13 protein-coding genes and 2 pseudogenes are annotated in these 20673 nt (G+C 60.2%); 6 read left to right on the top strand and 9 right to left on the bottom strand.

Going from position 1 to position 20673, the window contains the following annotated elements:
- Positions 1-3: 3 nt before the first annotated feature.
- The 4 genes from I5961_RS02855 to I5961_RS02840 form a co-directional block, all read right to left on the bottom strand.
- Positions 4-918, bottom strand: a complete 915-nt coding sequence (locus I5961_RS02855) for an ABC transporter permease subunit (RefSeq protein ID WP_085701289.1) — start codon at positions 916-918, stop codon at positions 4-6.
- A 256-nt stretch (positions 919-1174) separates the two neighbouring features.
- The gene (locus I5961_RS02850) at positions 1175-2308 is read right to left on the bottom strand and encodes an ABC transporter substrate-binding protein (RefSeq protein ID WP_085701290.1); all 1134 of its coding nucleotides are present in this window, start codon (positions 2306-2308) and stop codon (positions 1175-1177) included.
- A gap of 364 nt (positions 2309-2672) precedes the next feature.
- Positions 2673-3956: an NAD(P)/FAD-dependent oxidoreductase gene (locus I5961_RS02845; protein ID WP_227234278.1), complete on the bottom strand. Its 1284-nt coding sequence runs from the start codon at positions 3954-3956 to the stop codon at positions 2673-2675.
- A gap of 165 nt (positions 3957-4121) precedes the next feature.
- On the bottom strand, positions 4122-5612 hold the full coding sequence (locus I5961_RS02840; RefSeq protein WP_011332204.1) for an aldehyde dehydrogenase family protein: 1491 nt from the start codon (positions 5610-5612) through the stop codon (positions 4122-4124).
- Between the two features lie 161 nt (positions 5613-5773).
- Between I5961_RS02840 and I5961_RS02835 the strand changes: the two genes are divergently transcribed.
- Positions 5774-6676: a LysR family transcriptional regulator gene (locus I5961_RS02835; RefSeq protein ID WP_085703413.1), complete on the top strand. Its 903-nt coding sequence runs from the start codon at positions 5774-5776 to the stop codon at positions 6674-6676.
- A 3-nt stretch (positions 6677-6679) separates the two neighbouring features.
- On the opposite strand, the gene I5961_RS02830 is transcribed toward I5961_RS02835, so the two are convergent.
- Positions 6680-7489, bottom strand: coding sequence for a helix-turn-helix domain-containing protein (locus I5961_RS02830; RefSeq protein WP_085701293.1), 810 nt, complete (start codon positions 7487-7489; stop codon positions 6680-6682).
- A 176-nt stretch (positions 7490-7665) separates the two neighbouring features.
- Here I5961_RS02830 and I5961_RS02825 point away from each other — a divergent pair, with 176 nt between their 5' ends.
- From I5961_RS02825 to nadE, 3 genes are all read left to right on the top strand, one after another.
- Positions 7666-9126, top strand: coding sequence for an alanine/glycine:cation symporter family protein (locus tag I5961_RS02825; RefSeq protein ID WP_227234277.1), 1461 nt, complete (start codon positions 7666-7668; stop codon positions 9124-9126).
- A 706-nt stretch (positions 9127-9832) separates the two neighbouring features.
- Entirely contained in the window at positions 9833-11056 is a 1224-nt protein-coding gene (pncB, locus tag I5961_RS02820) for a nicotinate phosphoribosyltransferase (protein ID WP_227234275.1), read from the top strand.
- Between the two features lie 4 nt (positions 11057-11060).
- Positions 11061-11888: an ammonia-dependent NAD(+) synthetase gene (gene nadE / locus I5961_RS02815; RefSeq protein ID WP_085701296.1), complete on the top strand. Its 828-nt coding sequence runs from the start codon at positions 11061-11063 to the stop codon at positions 11886-11888.
- 55 nt (positions 11889-11943) lie between these two features.
- Here nadE and azu read toward each other — a convergent pair whose 3' ends face one another.
- Positions 11944-12390, bottom strand: a complete 447-nt coding sequence (gene azu / locus I5961_RS02810) for an azurin (RefSeq protein ID WP_227234273.1) — start codon at positions 12388-12390, stop codon at positions 11944-11946.
- Between the two features lie 338 nt (positions 12391-12728).
- Between azu and I5961_RS02805 the strand changes: the two genes are divergently transcribed.
- Together I5961_RS02805 and I5961_RS02800 are read left to right on the top strand one after the other, a co-directional pair.
- The gene (locus tag I5961_RS02805; RefSeq protein WP_085701298.1) at positions 12729-13316 is read left to right on the top strand and encodes a TIGR00730 family Rossman fold protein; all 588 of its coding nucleotides are present in this window, start codon (positions 12729-12731) and stop codon (positions 13314-13316) included.
- 68 nt (positions 13317-13384) lie between these two features.
- A complete protein-coding gene (locus I5961_RS02800) occupies positions 13385-13564 on the top strand; it encodes a hypothetical protein (protein WP_085701299.1) in 180 nt (59 codons plus the stop codon).
- A gap of 128 nt (positions 13565-13692) precedes the next feature.
- On the opposite strand, the gene I5961_RS02795 is transcribed toward I5961_RS02800, so the two are convergent.
- The 3 genes and pseudogenes from I5961_RS02795 to I5961_RS02785 all read right to left on the bottom strand — a co-directional run bounded on the left by I5961_RS02795 (position 13693) and on the right by I5961_RS02785 (position 20434).
- The gene (locus tag I5961_RS02795; RefSeq protein WP_227234271.1) at positions 13693-14586 is read right to left on the bottom strand and encodes a transglutaminase family protein; all 894 of its coding nucleotides are present in this window, start codon (positions 14584-14586) and stop codon (positions 13693-13695) included.
- A pseudogene (locus tag I5961_RS02790) lies at positions 14586-17071 on the bottom strand (circularly permuted type 2 ATP-grasp protein). The gene I5961_RS02795 and the pseudogene I5961_RS02790 overlap by 1 nt, the downstream one beginning before the upstream one ends.
- Before the next feature lie 88 nt (positions 17072-17159).
- A pseudogene (locus tag I5961_RS02785) lies at positions 17160-20434 on the bottom strand (DUF2126 domain-containing protein).
- Between the last annotated feature and the right edge of the window lie 239 nt (positions 20435-20673).

Below are 20673 nucleotides of genomic sequence, written 5' to 3'. Positions count from 1 at the left end.
CGCTTACACCTTCGACACAAGAGGACGGCCCAGCAGGCCCTGAGGCCGGAAGACCAGAACAAGTACGAGCAGCGAGAAGCTGAACACGTCTTTGTAGTCGGAGTTGACCAGGCCCGAGAACAGCGACTCGGAGATCCCGAGGATGATCCCGCCGAGCATGGCGCCAGGCAGCGAGCCGATCCCGCCGAGCACCGCGGCGGTAAACGCCTTGATGCCGATGACGAAGCCTGCGTAGAAGTCGAACGTGCCGTAGTTCATGGTGATCAGCACGCCGGCCAGGGCCGCCATCGCTGCACCGATGATGAACACATAGGAAATCACCCGGTCGGTGTTGATCCCCAGGATCGAGGCCATTTTGCGGTCTTGCTGGGTAGCGCGGCACATGCGGCCGAGCTTGGTGTACTTGATCACGTAGGTCAGCAGGCCCATCCCGACGAACGCCGCGACGAGAATGAAGACTTTGGTGTAGGTCAGCTGGACGAAGCCCGAGCCGACATCGATGCGCCAGGCGCCGGAAAGCAGCGTCGGAACACCCTGCTGGCGGGCGCCCTGGCTGATCTGGGCATAGTTTTGCAGGATCAGGGAGATACCGATGGCACTGATCAGCGGAGCCAGTCGGGTCGAGTTGCGCAGTGGTTTGTAGGCGATGCGTTCGATGACCCAGCCATACACCCCCGTGACGACGATGGTGAAAACCAGTGTGCCGAGCATCAGCAGCGGGAAGGATTCGATACCGAAGTAAGCCAGCAGAGCCAGACTGATTGCCGCGAGGTAAGCGGAAATCATGTAAACCTCGCCGTGGGCGAAGTTAATCATGCCGATGATGCCGTAGACCATTGTGTAGCCGATGGCGATCAGGCCATAGACCGACCCGAGGGTCAGGCCGTTGACCAGTTGCTGCAGGAAAATACCATCCATAACGCAATCTCACGCAGTGAGAACCTGCGCACCCGGGGGCGCGCGGTTCTTCTAGGAAAAATACAGATTTACGTCGGAGCATTGTCAGAGCGCAGTCAGCCCGACCACCACAGGATCCTGTGGGAGCGAGCTTGCTCGCGAAAGCGGTTAAACATTCAACAGGGATGTTGCCTGTGATTCCGTCTTCGTCGGAACGCCGCCCGGAGCAAACTCGCTCCCACATGGGATGAGTGGGATCAACTGATCGCGTCAGCCCTTACTTCTGCTTTTCCAGCTGGTGATATTTGCCGTCCTTGTCCCACTGGTAAACCACGTAGTCGGAGACTTTCAGGTCGCCCTTGGCGTCCCAGGTCTTCTCGCCCATCACGGTCTTGACCGGGTTGGCTTTCAGCCATTTGGCAGCGTCTTCGCCATTGTTGGACTTGGCGCCATTGAAACCGGCGGCCAGTGCCTGGATCGAGGCGTAGGCGTACAGGGTGTAGCCTTCAGGCTCGGTGCCGGCCTTGCGGAATGCGTCTACCACGGTTTTGCTGTCCGGCAGCAGACGCGGGTCGGCGCCGAAGGTCATCAGCACGCCGTCGACGTATTGCGGGCCGCCGGCGGTGGTCACCAGTTCGTCGGTCACGATGCCGTCGTCAGACATGAACTTCACGTCTTTCAGGCCTTCGGTACGCAGTTGCTTGACCAGTGGACCGGCTTCCGGATGCAGGCCACCGAAGTAGACAACGTCGGCACCGGCCGCGCGGATCTTGGTGACCACGGCGCTGAAGTCTTTTTCACCACGGGTCAGGCCTTCGTACAGCACCGGCTTCACGCCGCGTTTTTCCAGCTGAGCCTTGGTCGCATCGGCCAGGCCCTGACCATAGGTGTCCTTGTCGTGCAGCACGGCCACTTTCTTGCCCTTGAGCACGTCGACGATGTAATCGCCGGCGACGATGCCTTGCTGGTCGTCACGCCCGCACATGCGGAACATGGCGCTCAGGCCGCGCTCGGTCACCTGCGGGTTGGTGGAGCCCGGGGTGATCGCGATGATGCCGGCTTCGTCGTAGATCTCGGACGCAGGAATGGTGGAGGACGAGCAGAAGTGGCCGACCACACCGGCGACTTTCTGATTGGTGAGGTCCTTGGCGACCGTCACCGCCTGTTTCGGCTCGCAGGCGTCATCGCCCTTGACCAGAACGATTTTCTCCCCGTTGACGCCGCCCGCCGCGTTGACCGCGTCGGCCGCCGCTTGTGCCCCTTTCATGTACTGTTCGCCAAATGCCGCGTTGGCGCCCGTCATCGGACCCGCCACGCCGATTTTCACATCAGCTTGTGCAAACGAAGAAACACCCAGCGCAGTAGCCACTGCGAGGGCCAGAAAGCCTTTCTTGTAAAACGTCTGGGACATGAGGTGGTGCTCCAAGGTTTTTTTTAGTTGGCACTGCGACTTCACTTGAATGCTCAGAGCAAGGGCCGTGCCATCGGTTTTTTATTCTTCAAAAAGTCGCTGCTTTCTTGTTATTTCGACTGTTTCGTTCCCATTTTCATTGGGCGTGCAACCGTCTAAACCGCGGAAGGTGAAACCAATTATTTTTCAAGGCGCAACCCGCACGCGCCATCATTGCAACCGCGGCACCAAACGACGTGCAACCAGCCTGTAACAGCCCGCGTCACCGAACTGCACACTGCTGGTGCGGGACTGCTACAACCCGCACCATTACAGGCTAGTCGCTACATTGAAAAGCGCCGCGTCACGCAACAATTTTCAACACTCAGATGACGATCCGCAGGCACTGGCCCGCGTGATACAGCGAGAATCCGGCCTCGTACAGGCAACTGCGCAAGCCCGCACCCGCCAGGGGTTGCATCGGTGCGAAGGGAATCGGCAATGCCTGAGGATTTCCGTTACACAGGTAGTCGGCGAAGGCTTTGCCGACCACGGTGCCGGTGGTCACGCCACGGCCGTTGTAACCGGTGACGGCCACCAGTCCGGGCGCCGGTTCGAACAGGCGCATCAGGTGATCGGGAGTGAAAGCGATGCGCCCGGTCCAGGTGCATTCCCACTCCACGGGTTTGAGATTGGGGAAGTAATGCTGCTGCACCCGGTCGGCCCAGGCCTTGAGGAACCACGTCGGTTTCTGATTACCGTTGCCGAGACTGCCCAGCAACAGACGCCCGTCCTTGTCACGGCGGATGCTGCTCAACACCTGACGGGTATCCCACGAGCCCTGCCCACCCGGGAGGATTTCCTGAGCGGCATCTTCGGTGAGCGGCACCGAAGCGACCTGATAGTAGTAACCGGGGAAAAAATTGCGTTTGAGTTCGGTCCAGTCGCCTTCGGTGTAGGCATTGGAGGCGATCACCACTTGCTCGGCGAGCACCGAACCCTGTTCGGTCTGCACCGACCATCTCGGCCCCTGGCGCTCAAGACGCGCGACCGGGGAGTGATCGAACATCTGACCGCCAAGGTTGATGACAGCATTGGCCAGCCCCGTGACATAAGCCATCGGATTGAGCGTACCGGCGCGCCGGTCGAGCAGCGCAGCGGCGATCTTTTGCGTACCGGTCGCCCGCTCACACGCCTTGCCGGTCAGCAGTTCGACCGGCGCCCCCCGGCGCTTCCACTGTTCTTCGCGACTGCGCAGATCCGCCTCACCCTTGGCGTTGTGCGCCATGTGCAGGGTGCCTTCGCGGCGCAACTGGCAATCGATGTTGTATTTATCCACAAGGCTGAACACCAGCGCCGGCGCCGCACCCAGCATGCGGTTGAGCTGGCTGCCGACCGCTTCGCCGAAGCCGGCCTCGATCTCGTCCGGCGGGATCCACATCCCGGCGTTCACCAGTCCGACGTTGCGCCCGGAGCCGCCATGCCCGGCGCGATGGGCTTCGAGCACACAGACGCTTTTGCCCTTCTCCAACAGATGCAGCGCCGCCGACAGCCCGGTAAATCCGGCGCCGATCACGCAGACATCAACCTTGACCTCGCCCCTGAGCGCCGTGTTATCCGGACGTTGCGGCGTGAGTTTTTCCCACAGACATTCTTCGCGTAACGGCATTGCCAGACTCCAACAGAAACCTGCCAAACACACCTAAAAGATCGTTCCCACGCTCTGCGTGGTAACGCAGTCAGGGACGCTCTGCGTCCCGAAAGCGAACGCGGAGCGTTCGGTGCAGCATTCCCACGCAGAGCGTGGGAACGATCAATAGCTTTGAGAAAACTGTCAGTCGAACGTAATGCCCTGCGCCAGCGGCAATTCCAGCGAGTAGTTCACGGTATTGGTCTGCCGGCGCATATACGCGCGCCACGCATCCGAGCCCGACTCTCGACCGCCGCCGGTTTCTTTCTCGCCGCCGAACGCGCCGCCGATCTCGGCACCGCTCGGGCCGATATTGACGTTGGCGATGCCGCAGTCGCTACCGACTGCCGACATGAATTTCTCCGCCTCACGCACATCGGTAGTGAAGATGCACGACGACAGGCCTTGAGGCACGGCGTTGTTCAGGCGCAGCGCCTCTTCGAAATCGCTGTAGCCGACCACGTAAAGGATCGGCGCGAAGGTCTCGCTGCACACCACATCGCTCTGCTCCGGCATTTCAACGATGGCCGGCGACACGTAGTAGGCATTCGGGAATTGATCTTCCAGTTGGCGCTTGCCGCCGAACACCCGACCGCCCTCGCTCAGCGCCTGCTCCAGCGCATCCTGCATGTTTTCGAAGCTGTGCTTGTCGATCAGCGGGCCGATCAGGTTGCCTTCCAGCGGATGGCCGATGCGGACTTTGGAGTACGCGGCTTTGAGGCGGGTGACGATTTCTTCTTTCACCGATTCATGGGCGATCAGACGCCGCAATGTGGTGCACCGCTGGCCGGCAGTGCCGACGGCGCTGAACAGAATGGCGCGCACGGCCATGTCCAGATCGGCGCTCGGGCCGAGAATCATCGCGTTGTTGCCGCCCAATTCGAGAATGCTGCGGGCAAAGCGTGCGGCGACTTTCGGCGCCACCTCGCGGCCCATGCGGGTGCTGCCGGTGGCGCTGATCAGCGCGACACGCGGGTCATCCACCAGCGCTTCGCCGGCATCGCGACCGCCGATGATTACCTGGCTCAAGTGCGCCGGGGCATCGCTGAAATTCTTCAGTACGCGTTCGAACAGCGCCTGACAGGCCAGCGCGGTCAGCGGGGTTTTCTCCGAAGGTTTCCACACCACCGGGTTGCCGCAGACCAGCGCCAGCGTGGTGTTCCACGCCCACACCGCGACCGGGAAGTTGAATGCACTGATCACGCCGACCACGCCCAGCGGATGCCAGGTTTCACGCATGTGGTGGCCCGGGCGCTCGGAGGCGATGGTCAAACCGTACAACTGGCGGGACAGACCGACGGCGAAGTCGCAGATGTCGATCATCTCCTGCACTTCACCGAGGCCTTCCTGGGTGATCTTGCCCGCTTCCCAGGACACCAGTTCGCCGAGCTCGGTCTTGTATTCGCGCAGCACTTCGCCGAACTGACGCACCAGCTCGCCGCGACGCGGGGCTGGCACCTTGCGCCATTGTTCGAACGCATGATCTGCGCGACTGATGTGCTGCTCGACTTCGGCCGGGCCTTCCCAGTTCACGGCGCCGATGCGGCTGCCGTCGATGGGCGAATGCACCGGCACTTTGCCGTTCTGGTACAGGGCCGGGTTCACACCTAGACGATCAAGCAATGCGGCAACCATGGGTCACTCCTCAAGCAAAAAACTGAATGTGTGCGGGCGCGTTTTCACGACCGGGCAGACCTTTAGTTGTAGCGTCAGGAAGGCTGTGCAACAAACGACCTTTACGCGAGATATCATTCCGTTTATTCATGCTGCGCAGAAAGACAAGAAAAGGATCGCCCATGCTGAACAAACGCCACTTGCCGTCGATCACCGCGTTGCAGTGCTTCGAGGCCGTGACCCGGCACCTGAGTTTCACCCGGGCCGCCGAGGAACTGAACCTGACCCAGAGCGCTGTCAGCAAGCAGGTGGCGCAACTCGAAGAATTGCTGCAGCACTTGTTGTTCCGCCGGGTACGCCGCCGTTTGCAGATGACCCCGGCTGGCGATCTGTACCTGGTGGAAGTCAGAAAAATACTGACCCAGGTCGAGATGTCGACCCATTACCTGCGTTCCTACGGCGGCGAGACCGAAGTCCTGCGCGTTTCGACGCCCTCGACCTTCGGCGCACGCTGGCTGGTGCCGCGCCTCAAGGGCTGGCGCCTGCGCCATCCGTCGATTCATCTGGATCTGTGCAACGAACAGGAAGCCGATGATTTGCTGCAAGGGCGCAGCGATCTGGCGTTCTATTTCGGCCAGGGTTCACGCCCCGGCACCGAATGCCTGAAGTTGTTCGGCGAAGAGTTGGTGCCGGTCTGCGCGCCCGGCAGCCTGCCGGACACGCCGTTGACTGATCCAACGCAACTCACCGATATGGTCCTGCTGCAGAATGCTTCGCGCCCGCAAGCGTGGCACGACTGGTTCGACAGCCAGGGCTACCAGACCGAGCACAGCTACCACGGCCCGCGCTTCGAAACCTTTTATATGTGCATCCGCGCCGCGCAGGTCGGCTGCGGCGTCGCCCTGCTGCCGAGGTTTCTGGTGGAAGAGGAATTGGCCGACGGCAAACTGATCATTCCCTGGCAGCATGCAATGCCCAGCAGCGATGCGTATTACCTGGCCTACCCGGAACACGCGGCGGAAGTGCCCAAGGTACGGGATTTCGTGAAGTGGATGCTGGAGCAGATCGACAGTCCTATTGGCTAAAGGTCAGGCAATAACAAACAACCCATCCACGACTTTGGTTTGAGTGAGTCGCGCACGCAGGTCGTCATCGATAACCGGATCATCAACGTCATAAAGACGTACTCGGCGATAGGCATCGATCCGATTGATTTCCTGGCCCAGATATTCCCAAACGACTCGCGAACAAGCCGGAGCACGATTATCCGCAGCGGACACGCCCATTTTCAGACCGTTAAGCCGAGTGATGCAGCTCTTGAAGCTTGGTATGAGAATGGTCTGGCTGATCTCGTTCGAGGTCAGTGACTCGTAGTCGATAAGGAACAGGCGATCTCTGAGGTAGTAAGCGAACCCGATGTATCGATACCTTTCAAACTCACCTTCGGCACCCGCAATCTGTAAGCACTCGTTTCGCTCATAGACGATGTCTGATCCCTCTTCACGGACGTGCACCAGCGAGCACAGGATCGAGCCAGGCTCCGTCATAGCGTGGTAGTACTCATAGTAGTAACCAGTATGCGCCTTGAGTTCCGGCGAGGAGTGTTGACGCAGGTGTCCAAGCATTCTCTGCGAAGCAGTTTGTTCTTCGACCGTACCGGGCTTCCTCGATCTCATGCCGATCAGTGTGATGAATTGCTCTGTCGGAAGCGCTATTTCAAACGCCTCGACTCCGAAAAAGTCGCAGATTCTTTTCAAGTTGAAAGCTGTAGGCACACTATTCCCACATAGATACTTATTAAATTGCCCACGATTAATTCGAATCTTCCTACAGACTTCCGCGACAGATCTGTAGTGACTGCACAAAAGCCTTAAGTTAGCTGGAAGAAACTCCCACATAAATATTCCTGAAACGATTTTAGAAGACACAAACATAGCAGCAACCCGCATCACTTTTAAGCAACTTGCGAAATTGCGCCCAACGAAATATGGCCGGATATTACGAGCCCTGAAAGGTTTCAGGAATTGACCAGCCAATAAAAAACGCCAGCACTTTCAATAGCAAGGAGCTTTGAATGCTAGACATCATCAACGACTTTCTTTCGGGAAAGGTTTTGATCCCTGTAGTCCTTGGACTGGGTAGCTATTTCACCATCCGATCAAGGTTTGTCCAGTTCAGATATTTCCTGCACATGTTTACCGTTTTACCGGGCAGTTGGCGCAGCGGCAGTCGCCAACTGAGTTCGCTTCAGGCATTGACGCTCAGCCTCGCCGGGCGGGTGGGCACGGGCAACATCGTCGGGGTAGGGATTGCTGTGAGCATGGGAGGCCCCGGTGCCGTGTTCTGGATGTGGATGACAGCGTTGCTCGGCATGTCGAGCAGCTTCTTCGAATGCACACTGGGCCAGCTCTACAAACGTAGCGATGGGAATGGCGTGTTTCGAGGCGGGCCCTCCTGGTACATCGAGCACGGACTGGGCAAACGCTGGCTCGGAACAATTGCAGCACTTCTGCTGCTGGTGACGTTTGGATTTGCAATCAATGGTCTCGAATCACATGCGGTCTCACATTCGCTGAAAGACGCTTTTGGTCTGGCGCCGATAGGGTCAGGGCTCATATTGGCGCTACTGCTCGGGGTAGTTTTCATGGGCGGGATAAAACGAATAGCTGCCGTAGCCGACCTGTTGGTGCCGCTGAAGGTTCTCGCTTACATCGGCGTTACGAGCTATGTGATCGTGCTGCAGTTCGATCAGGTTGCGCCAATGCTGATGACCATCATCCGCAGTGCATTCGGCCTGGATCAGGCCTTTGGTGGATTCGTCGGCGGCGCAATAGTCATGGGGGTGAGACGCGGCGTGTTTTCCAATGAAGCGGGACTGGGCAGCGCTCCCAATGTTGCTGCCGTGGCGAAAACCGACCATCCGGTGGCACAGGGCGTCGTGCAGGCATTCAGCGTATTCATCGACACGTTCGTGATTTGTACGTGCACGGCATTACTCATTTTGCTTTCGGGTTTCTACTCGCCGGGATTTGAGGGCGACGGCGTTGCGCTGGCGCAAAACTCGTTGGCGGCCGTGGTCGGTGAATGGGGGCGAATGTTCATCAGTGTGGTGCTGGCGCTGTTCGTCTTCACGGCGATGCTCTACAACTACTACCTCGGGGAAAACAGCCTTCGGTTCATGTTTGGCGAACCCCGAAAAACGCTGTTCTTCTACCGATCGCTGGTATTGGTTTTGGTGTTATGGGGGGCGGTAGAGGATCTTTCGACCGTGCTTGCTTTCGCCGACATCACCATGACGTTGCTGGCGCTGGTCAACCTTGTATCCATGGCACTGCTGTTTAAAGTTTGCCTGCGGATCTTGCGAGATTACGACGAGCAGCGTCGTATCGGAATCAAGACGCCCCTTTTCGACTCCAGCAAGTTTCTTGATCTTGATCTCGACCCATTGGCCTGGCCGCCGCAACCAAGGGAAGTACAAACAATAAATCGCAGTTCGTCATCGGTAACCAACGAAGCAACTACACGATCAGCTTGAAAAACCAGGCCGAGTGCTGAGCCATTTGACCCGCGATGGCTCAGCTAACCAATACACAAGTACTTCACCGAATCGAATTAAAGAACAAACAGCTCTTCTGCTCATTAAGCCGAAAACAATTATCAGGACGCGCCCGATGAATCGTTATTCCCCACTTAAATCCAACTCGACCAACAGCCCGACCTATTTAATAGATACACACGCCGCGCCCAGCGAACTATTCGAAGATGCCAGTTTCAGAATCCGCGCGGCTGTCGGCCTTCTAGAGACTCTGACATCCGTAACCATCAAGGACATCAATGACTCAGATCTTTACCGACTGCTACTCCCTGTTTATGTATTGCTTCAGGATGGCGTTGCCAGGCTCGATCAGCTTACCTTCAAGGGGGCTTCGCCAATGCCTGAAGCAGCCACTTATGCAATGCTCAGGGCAGCAATGATCAAAGCGGTCGAAACAAATCTCATCCCTAGGCATTCGCTTCTCGAAGAGTACATAAAAAGCTGGGAGCGACTTGAGCGGGTCATTCAAGCGGCGCTCGATGTGTATCCCGAACAAAAAACTGCTTCAGGACAAAAAAGCGAAAGCCTTCAAAGACGAAAGCAGGCCACCGAGCAAAAAATCGCTAGCAATCTTCATTCAGGATATGCGCCACTAGCGCCATTGATTGATACCGCGCCAATGCGCGGCCCGCCTGGAGACCCCGTTATGAGCGAGAGTGTATTTGCCGATCGCATCGTGCAGAACCTGCTCGACACCGACTTCTACAAACTGACGATGATGCAGGCGGTGCTGCACAACTACCCCAACGTCGAAGTCGAATGGGAGTTCCGTTGCCGTAACAGTGAGGATCTGCGTCCGTATCTGGCGGAGATCCGCTTTCAGGTCGAGCGCCTGGCCGAGTTGAGTCTGAGCGCCGATCAGTTGAGCTTTCTCGAGCGCATCTCGTTCCTCAAGCCGGATTTCCTGCGTTTCCTCGGTCTGTTCCGCTTCAACCTGCGCTACCTGCACACCGGCATCGAGAACGGCGAGTTGTTCATCCGCCTGCGCGGGCCGTGGCTGCATGTGATCCTGTTCGAAGTGCCGCTGCTGGCGATCGTCAGCGAAGTGCGCAACCGTTATCGCTACCGCGAAACGCTGCTGGAACAGGCCCGCGAGCAGCTGTATCGCAAGTTCGACTGGCTGACCGCCAACGCCTCGGCCGACGAGCTGTCGCAGTTGCAGGTCGCCGATTTCGGCACCCGCCGACGGTTTTCCTACCGGGTGCAGGAAGAAGTGGTGAACGTGCTCAAGCACGATTTCCCCGGGCGTTTTGTCGGCACCAGCAACGTGCACCTGTCCCGCGAGCTGGACATGAAACCACTGGGCACCATGGCCCACGAGTGGATCATGGCGCACCAGCAACTCGGCCCGCGACTGATCGACAGCCAGATTGCCGCCCTCGATTGCTGGGTCCGCGAGTACCGCGGCCTGCTGGGAATCGCCCTGACCGACTGCATCACCACCGATGCCTTCCTCGGCGACTTCGATCTGTTCTTCGCCAAGCTGTTCGACGGCTTGCGCCACGATTCCGGGGATCCGGTGCTGTGGGGCGAAAAATGCATCGCCCACTATCACAAGCTCGGCATCGATCCGATGAGCAAGACTCTGGTGTTCTCCGACAGCCTGACGCTGCCCAAGTCGCTGGAGATCTTCCGGGCACTGCGGGGGCGGATCAATGTCAGCTTCGGCATCGGCACCAACCTGACCTGTGACATTCCGGGTGTCGAACCGATGAGCATCGTGCTTAAAATGACCGCCTGCAACGGCCAACCGGTGGCGAAGATCTCCGACGAGCCGGGCAAGACCCACTGCAAAGACCCGAATTTCGTCGCCTATTTGCGACACGTTTTCCAGGTTCCTGCCGTTTCCAGCCTTTCTAGCAAGGAGTGAATTCATGCAAGCCGTACAGCGTGAGATTGCTGAACAGCTCAACGTTCAGCCGCCGTTCGCCGATTACCAGGCCCTCGAAGCGGAAGTCGCCCGACGCATCACCTTCATCCAGGATTGCCTGACCAATTCCGGGCTCAAGACCCTGGTGCTGGGCATCAGCGGCGGTGTCGACTCGCTGACCGCAGGTCTGCTGGCCCAGCGCGCCGTACGTGAACTGCGCGAGCGCACCGGTGACGAGGCCTACAAGTTCATCGCCGTGCGCCTGCCGTACGACGTGCAGTTCGATGAGCACGATGCCCAGGCTTCGGTGGACTTCATCGCCCCGGACGAGCGCCATACCGTCAACATCGGCCCGGCAGTGAAATCCCTGGCCAGCGAAGTCGCAGCCTTCGAAGGCAAGCACGCGGTGTCGGTGGATTTCGTGCTCGGCAACACCAAAGCGCGGATGCGCATGGTCGCCCAGTACACGATCGCCGGCGCGGCCCATGGTCTGGTGATCGGCACCGACCACGCGGCGGAAGCGGTAATGGGTTTCTTCACCAAGTTCGGTGACGGCGCCTGCGACCTGGCCCCGCTCAGCGGTCTGGTGAAAAACCAGGTCCGGGCCATCGCCCGCAGCTTCGGGGCACCGGAATCGCTGGTGGAAAAAGTGCCGACGGCGGATCTGGAAGACCTGTCGCCGGGCAAACCGGACGAAGCGTCCCACGGCGTGACCTACGCCGAGATCGACGCTTTCCTGCACGGCGAGCCGGTGCGTCAGGAAGCGTTCGACATCATCGTCAACACCTACAAAAAGACTCATCACAAGCGCGTCATGCCGTTTGCGCCTTGAATTCCGGGCATAAAAAAAGCGTCCCTCGGGACGCTTTTTTTGGACTGCGGTTTTCTTACTTCACAACCACTGTGCCTTTCATCATCGAGATGTGGCCAGGGAACGAGCAGAAGAAGCCGTAATCGGTGCCGGCAGCCAGTTTCGATACATCGATGGTCAGCGAGTCTTTTTCGCCGGCGCCGATGATCTTGGTGTGGGCGATGACGCGCTCGTCGCCGTCCTTCAGGTAGTTCTTGTCGATGCCGGCGGCCAGGCCGTCGGTGGCGATCGGCTGCATGTCGGCTTCCTTGCTGATCACCAGGTTATGGCCCATGACGTTCTTCGGCAGGCTGCCGGAGTGGGTCAGTTCGACGGTGAAGGTCTTGCAGCTCTTGTCGATCACGATCTCCTTGGTGTTGAAGGACATCTGGTCGGTGGAGTCAACGGTGGTTTTGCACTCGGCAGCCATCAATTGGCTGCTGGCCAGCGCCAGCAGGGATACCGCAACAACTTTGGAAAACATGGTGAATCTCCAAGGCAGGGTTAACAAAACACGAATGGTTGGAAGACTGCCTGAAATCTTCGCAAGTTCCTATGACTTGAGTCAAAAATTGTATACAACTTTCAGGCTATGACACTCATCGAAACAATCTAACAGCCAGACGTTTGGGCGGGACGTATCTTCAGGGCTCAACTCAACCGGAGCATCCGTCATGTCCTTCAACAGCCTGTTGTGCAGTCTGCTCGCCGCCTACGCCTGTGGTGCCAGCGGTACTTATGAAACCCCGAAACACGAAGTCTAGCCCTTGGATCAGGGCGTGCCAGCCATTACCCTGTGACCGATTGACCCAGGAGGAAGGCATGTCTCTCACATCCGTTTGTGTATTTTGCGGTGCCAACGCCGGCACCACCCCGGCGTACACCGAAGCCGCCATTGCCCTCGGCAAGGCTATCGCCGAACGTAAGCTGACCCTGGTCTATGGCGGTGGCGCCGTCGGCCTGATGGGGATTGTCGCCGATGCCGCGCTGGCGGCCGGTGGCGAAGTGATCGGCATCATCCCGCAGAGCCTGATGGACAAGGAAATCGGTCACAAAAGCCTGACACGTCTGGAAGTAGTCGACGGCATGCACGCGCGCAAGGCGCGGATGGCCGAACTCAGCGATGCGTTCATCGCCCTTCCCGGCGGCCTCGGCACCCTGGAAGAGCTGTTCGAAGTCTGGACCTGGGGCCAGCTCGGCTACCACGGCAAGCCGCTCGGCCTGCTGGAAGTGAACGGTTTCTACAGCAAACTCACTGCATTTCTCGATCACATCGTCGGCGAAGGCTTCGTTCGCGCACCACACCGTGACATGCTGCAAGTGAGTGAATCGCCTCAAACGCTGCTCGAAGCCCTCGATAACTGGAAGCCCACCGTCACGCCCAAATGGGTCGACCAGAAACCCGGTTAACCGCCGGGCACCGATACAGGGCAGAATACGCGCCGCTCAACCTCACCTTCGACCCCAGAGGATCGCCCATGGCCAAACCCAATTACTCCTTCGCCAAACGTCAACGTGACCTGGCCAAGGAACAGAAGAAAGAGGAAAAGCTTCAGCGCAAGAAACAGATGGCTGAAGAAGCGGCACTGAACCCTGACGGTGAAGTGGCGACCGATGATGATGTTGAGGCACCGAAAGACCAGGCACCCGAGGCCTGAGCAATACCGCAGGACCACTGAACGCAATTCCTGTGGGAGCGGGCTTGCTTGCGAAAGCGCCGTGACATTCACGATGGATGTGACTGACATATTGCTTTCGCGAGCAAGCCCGCTCCCACATTTGACCTTCACTCCTCCAGAGGCATCACGGTGACGCGGACTTCCGGGTCGTGATTGCCACCGCCCAATATCACCCCGCGCAACGGCGACACATCGGAGAAATCCCGCCCCCAGGCCAAGGTGATGTGCTCCAGCGCCGGCTGCACATTGTTCGTCGGGTCGAAATCCACCCAGCCCAGCACCGGGCAAAACACTGAAACCCAGGCATGGGACGCATCGGCACCGATCAACCGTGGCTGCCCCGGTGGCGGCTGAGTCAGCAGATAGCCGCTGACGTAACGCGCCGCCAACCCGCGTGATCGCACGCATGCGAGCATCAAGTGCGCGAAGTCCTGACAGACCCCGCGCCGGCGCTCCAGCACTTCAACGAGTGGCGTCGCGACTTGCGTTGCTTCGGCGTCGAAGGTGAATTCGCTGAAGATCTTCTGCATCAGGGCCTGCACACCCAGCATCAATGGTCTGCCGGCCGGGAAACAGCTCTCCGAGAACTCGACGAAACTGCGCTTCAGGTGCACGTAGGGCGACTGGAATCGATAGCAGCAGGCTTCCAGCAACGAAGCAGACAGCGGCTGGCTGCTGTAGGTCAGCGCGTTACGCGTCAATTCCCAGGCCGGCGACTGATGAAAATCCACCACGGGCCGTGCCAGCACCTCGACCGTCAGCCGTGCATTGACCTGCAACTCATCGTGTGGCCGTTCGAAGGCCAGGCGGGTCAGCGGATTGCCGAACACATCCTGCTCGTCACGGCGGGTGGTCGGCTCCGGACTGATCAGCAATTGCTGTTCGGTGCAGCGCTGCCACTCGCATTCGCGCGGCCACAGGTGCGCCAGTTGCTGAGCCAGGGACACCGGGCTGTCATAGCGATAGCAGGTGTCGTGAAAGATCTGGTAATGGGCGCTCATCAGACGGACACCGTGCGCTGGCTGACATCATCGACATGGGCGAAATGGCGCAGCGCCAGACGATCCGACACCTGACTGCTGGCGTCGGCGATCTCCTGCAACAGATCCGCCAGACCATCGAGGGCCGCGCGCACGCTGGATTCGCCGAACAGCGGATTCTCCAGACAGCTCAGGTCGAAACGCGCCAGACGCTCGACCAGCGGCGGCAATCCAGCCTCCCTCGGCACACCGAAATCATCGTTCAGACGCTTGAGGGTGCGGGTCACCAGCTTCAACTGGAACAGCACCGCATGGGGGTTCTGCTCATCCAGCAGCAAAAGGTCGAGCACCGGAATCAATTGCGCCACCGCCAGATAACGCGAGCGATAGGTGATGCTGCTATTCCCCAACTCCAGCAACCACTCAAGCCCGGCCTGATCGAACGCCCCGGCGCCGCGCAGGAATCCCGCGAGGCTGCTGCTGAGAAACTGCAGGCGCTCGATCCGCCGGCCGATCATCAGGAAACGCCAGCCTTCGTCGCGGGTCATGTCATCGAGAGCAAACCCGGACAGCGCCGCCAGCGACATCACCAATCGGTTGAGAAAATCCAGCAGTTCGCCAAAATCCGGTTCGTCGGTGTCCAGCTCCGAAGCCTCGCGTTGCAGCTCCACCAGCGCCTGCCAGTTTTCACGGGACAGCTTGCCGCGCACCTGGGATGCCGCCCACTGCAAGCGTTGCAGGTTGGAGCGCAGGCTGAACGACCAGTCCTCGCCGAGCAGTGCCGCGAGCAGGCGCTCCGGCAGCTTGCCTTCGTCCGGCAGCAGCATCAGTCGCTCGCCGAGCTCCACGGCAGCCTGCAGGGCCTGCGGGTCATCGCCGTCGACGTAGCGCGCCAGCATGATCCGCAGCAGCCGCGCACTGTCGTCGCAACGCTCGCAGTAACGGCCAAACCAGAACAGGTTCTCCACCACCCGCGACGGCAGATACGGATCGCGGCGCACCAGATCAGGCACGCCGATGTTGCGCTGGGCTTTCCACTGCTCGCCGCTTGGCGGCCGATCCCCAGCACCCAGGTGTCCTTGCTCGCGCCGCCGCGCTGCATCGATACCACTTCGGCATCGGCTTCGGCCGCGACCCGGGTCAGCCCACCGGGCAGCACCCGATAACCGTCGTGACTGGCCACGGCGTACATGCGCATGCCGATTGCCCGGGGTTGCAGTTGCCCGTCCTCGGGCTGCCAGATCGGTGCCTGGGACAACTGGGCGAGTTCTTGCGCAACGTACGCATAAGGACGGGCCTGCATGCGCGCGGCGAGACTTTCACGCTGTTTTTCGCTCAGATCCCGGGCAAAAACCGGTGCGAAGCTTTGCGACGGAAACGCCGGTTTGATCAACAGCTCCGGCAGTTTCTCCAGCGCCTGGGCCAACACCGGCACCTCACCGCACCACCACGTGGCAATGGACGGCAGGATCAGCTCTTCGCCGAACAGGTACTGATTGATCTTCGGCAGGAAACCCAGCAGCCCCGGCGACTCCAGCACCCCGCTGCCCAGCGCATTGGCCACCAGCACCCGGCCCTGACGCACCGCCTCCAGCAATCCCGGAACGCCGAGCGCCGAATCCGTGCGCAACTCCAGCGGATCGCAAAAGTCATCGTCGAGCCGGCGCATGATCGCGTGTACCCGGCGCAGGCCACTGAGGGTTTTCAGGTAGACCGTGGCATCGCGCACCGTCAGGTCACCGCCCTCCACCAGCGGATAACCGAGCTGGCGCGCCAGATAAAGATGTTCGAAATAGCTCTCGTTGAAACGCCCCGGGGTCAGCAACACCACCAGCGGTGCGTCATCGTCGCAAGGCGCCTGACGGGCCAGGGTTTCCTGCAAGGTGCGGAAGAATCCGGCCAGATGCTGCACCTTCATATCCCGGTACATCTCGGGGAAGGCACGGGACACGATGGTGCGGTTTTCCAGCGCGTAACCGGCACCCGATGGCGCCTGAGTACGATCCGCCGTCACCCACCAGCGCCCGTCCGGCGTGCGCGCCAGATCCACGGCATACAGATGCAGAAAGGCCCCATCCGGCGGCGCAATGCCCTGACAGGGCCAGAGGAAGTTGTTGTGACCGAACACCAGCTCCGCCGGTAGCAAGCCTTCGCGAATCAACTGTTGCGGGCCATACAGGTCCGCCAGCACCGCATTGAGCAGCCGCGCGCGCTGGGCGATTCCGGCAGACAGCTGTTGCCACTCATCGGCGGCGATCACATGGGGCAGCAGGTCCAGCTCCCAAGGACGATCCGCACCCTTGGGGTCGGCATAGACGTTGTAGGTGACGCCGTTTTCCTGAATCTGCCGGGTCAGCAACGCCTGGCGCTGCGCCAGTTGCGCCGGAGTGCTGCGCTGCAATTGGTCGACCAGTCGCCGCCAGTGCGGGCGCACCGCTCCGCTGTCGTCGAGCAGTTCGTGATAGGTGCCCGCCGTAAGCGGGTAGCGGTCAAGCAGGTCAGGCATGGAAAGCTCGGCAGCCGGCAAGGTTCGGTCAGACTAACGCAGGCACATGACGCCCGGATATACGAAAAATCCGGGGGTCGTGTACGAATCAAAAGCGTCGTAAATCGAGTGTCATCGGAAACTCGTCGGAAATAGTCAGATTCGGTATAGGAAGTTTCCCCGGCGTATGTCCGATGCGGAAGAAACGCGCCATGCGCCGGCTCTCCGCTTCGTTGGCGTTGACCGGCAGCGTTTCGTAATTGCGCCCGCCCGGATGCGCGACGTGGTACTGGCAACCGCCCAGCGAGCGCTGCATCCAGGTATCAAGCAAGTCGAACACCAGCGGCGCATGCACCGGGATCGTCGGTTGCAGGCAGTTGGCCGGTTGCCATGCGCGAAAACGCACACCGGCAACAAACTCGCCCACCCGGCCGGTCGATTGCAGCGGCACCGGGATGCCATTGCAGGTCAGCAGATAACGCTGCGGCGGCAGCCCCGAAAGCTTGACCTGCAAGCGCTCCAGCGATGAATCGACATAGCGCACCGTACCACCCGCCGCGCCCTCCTCGCCCAGCACATGCCAGGGTTCAAGGGCCTGACGCAATTCCAGTTCGATACCGTTGACGGTGTAGTCGCCGACCTTGGGAAAGCGGAACTCCAGATGCGCCGCAAACCATTCGGCGCGCAAGGGGTAACCGGCATTGTTGAGTTCGACGATGACGTCGGCGAAGTCCTGCTCGATGAAGTGCGGCAAGAGGAAGCGGTCGTGCAGTTCCGTACCCCAACGCACCAGCTTCGGCGGCGCATAAGGCTCGCGCCAGAACCGCGCCACCAGCGCCCGCAACAACAGCTGTTGCGCCAGACTCATGCGCGCATGGGGCGGCATCTCGAACGCGCGCAACTCCAGCAGACCGAGGCGCCCGGTGGCGCCATCCGGTGAATACAGCTTGTCGATGCAGAACTCGGCGCGGTGGGTGTTGCCGGTGACGTCGATCAGCAAGTTGCGCAGCAAGCGATCGACCAGCCACGGCGGGCAGTCTTCTCCCGGCGCCGGCATCTGCGCGAAAGCGATTTCCAGCTCATATAGCGCATCGTTGCGCGCTTCATCGACTCGCGGCGCCTGAGAGGTCGGGCCGATGAACAGTCCGGAAAACAGGTAGGACAGCGAAGGATGGTTGTGCCAGTAGCTGATCAGGCTGCGCAGCAGATCCGGACGGCGCAGAAACGGTGAATCGCCCGGAGTCGCGCCACCAAGCACGAAATGGTTGCCGCCGCCGGTTCCGGTATGTCGTCCGTCGACCATGAATTTCTCGGTGGACAGTCGGGTCTGGCGCGCTTCTTCGTACAGAAACTCGGTGCGCTCGACCAACTCATCCCAGGTCGCCGACGGCTGTACGTTGACCTCAATCACGCCGGGATCCGGCGTAATGCGAAAGTTGCTCAGACGCGGATCGCTCGGCGGCTCATAACCCTCCAGCAATACCGGGCAATGCAGTTCCTCGGCAGTGGCTTCGATGGCAGCCACCAGTTCCAGATAGTCCTCGACCCGCTCCAGCGGTGGCATGAACAGGTACAACCGGCCTTCCCGGGCCTCGGCGCAGAATGCCGTGCGGGTCAGCCAGTCGGCGGATTCGTCAATCTTCGGCACACGCTCGTCCACCGCAGCCGGCTCACGGTGATCATTGAGCTGCGATGTTTCGGGCAGTTCGGGAAAGTCCTGATTCGGGTCATTCGGATGAATGAACGGATACTCCGCCGCCCTCACCCAGGGCTGCGAGCCCAACGGCAGGCGATACCCGAGCGGTGAATCCCCCGGCACCAGCCGGCAATGTTCATCGCGCAGATACCAGCGCCCGCTCTGCCATTGATCGCCCTTGGCGGTGCGCGCCAGCGGCAGTACCTGGCCGATGACCTTGTCCAGCCCCTGACTGAACACCTTGCGCAGTCGCGCACGTTCCAGAGGTTCCTCCAGACGCGAGTCTTCGGCGCTGACGTTGCTCGGCAAGGCGCCCTCGCGCCAGAGGTAATAAAAATTGTCTTCGTAGGCCGGGAACACGAAGCGTGTCGGCAGCTTCAGGCGTTCGGCGACGCTCGCCAGAAAACGCCCTGCCAGTGCGCCATCGGCGCCGTAGTCCTGCTGCTCATCGGCGATCAGCGCGTTGTTGTGCCAGATCGGCACGCCGTCGCGACGCCAGTAGCAATTCAGCGACCAGCGCGGCAGTTGCTCGCCCGGATACCACTTGCCCTGGCCGAAATGCACCAGCCCTTTGGGTGCGTAGTGCTTGCGCATGCGCTGGAACAGTTCGGCGGAGAGCCGGCGCTTGTCCGGGCCCAGCGCGGCGGTGTTCCATTCGGCGCCGTCGGGGTCGTCGATGGATACGAAGGTCGGTTCGCCCCCATGGTCAGGCGCACATCACCTTCCAGCAGGTCGGCATCGATCTGCCGACCCAGCGCCTGGATCGCCAGCCATTGCTCATCGGTGTAGGGCTTGGTGACGCGTGGGGCTTCCCAGATCCGCTCCACCGACATTTCGTGGCTGAACTCGCACTCGCAAGGTTCCACCAGACCACTGATCGGCGCCGCCGAGGACGGATCGGGACTGCAGGCCAGCGGGATATGTCCTTCCCCGGCAAACAGTCCGGAGGTCGCATCGAGGCCGATCCAGCCGGCGCCGGGCAGATACACCTCGCACCACGCGTGCAGGTCGGTGAAGTCCACTTCGGTGCCGGACGGGCCGTCGAGGCTTTTCACGTCGGCGGTCAGTTGAATCAGGTAACCGGAGACGAAACGCGCCGCCAGTCCGAGATTGCGCAGCAGTTGCACCAGCAGCCATGCGGAGTCGCGACAAGAGCCGGAGGCGTGTTCAAGCGTGTGCTCCGGGGTCTGAACGCCCGGCTCCATGCGAATCAGGTAATTGATGTCTTCGCTCAGACGCTGGTTGAGCGCCACCAGGAAATCCACGGCCGGCAGCGGCGTACGGTCGATGGCGTCCAGGTACGCCTTGAACTTCGGCGTCAGCGGCAGGGTTTCGAGGTACGGCGCCAGTTCCTTGCGTTCATCGGCGGCGTAGGCGAAGGGGATTTTCTCGGCGTAGGGCTCGAGGAAAAAGTCGAACGGATTGAACACCGCCATCTCGGCCAGCAGATCGACCTCGATCCGCAGTTCGGCGGTTTTCTCGGGGAACACCAGGCGTGCGAGGTAGTTGCCCTGAGGGTCCTGCTGCCAGTTGACGAAGTGCTGCTCGGGCGAGACCTTCAGTGAATAAGACAGAATCCGCGTGCGGCTGTGGGCAGCCGGGCGCAAACGCACGATCTGCGGGCCGAGTTCGACAGCGCGGTCGTAGCGGTAATGCGTGACGTGATGCAATGCGACATGAATCGACACGGCGTGCCTCCTGCGAGCCCAAGCGTATTCGAAAGCGCGCAAGACTTATGCCATGCAGAGGCTTGGGCGCTTTCCCGGAATGCTCAGGGCAGTACAGCACCAAAATCGGGCGATGCGGTGAAATGGTTTGGCACAGTTGCACGCAAATGTTGCGAAAGCGGCTTGGTACTTGATCGTTCCCACGCTCCCGCGTGGGAATGCAGCCCGTGACGCTCTGCGTCACTGGACGCGGAGCGTCC

The sequence above is a fragment of the Pseudomonas sp. IAC-BECa141 genome, assembly GCF_020544405.1.
GTDB lineage: Bacteria > Pseudomonadota > Gammaproteobacteria > Pseudomonadales > Pseudomonadaceae > Aquipseudomonas.
Note: the sequence above shows the minus strand (reverse complement) of the source record. Positions and strands in the feature narration are given on the sequence as shown.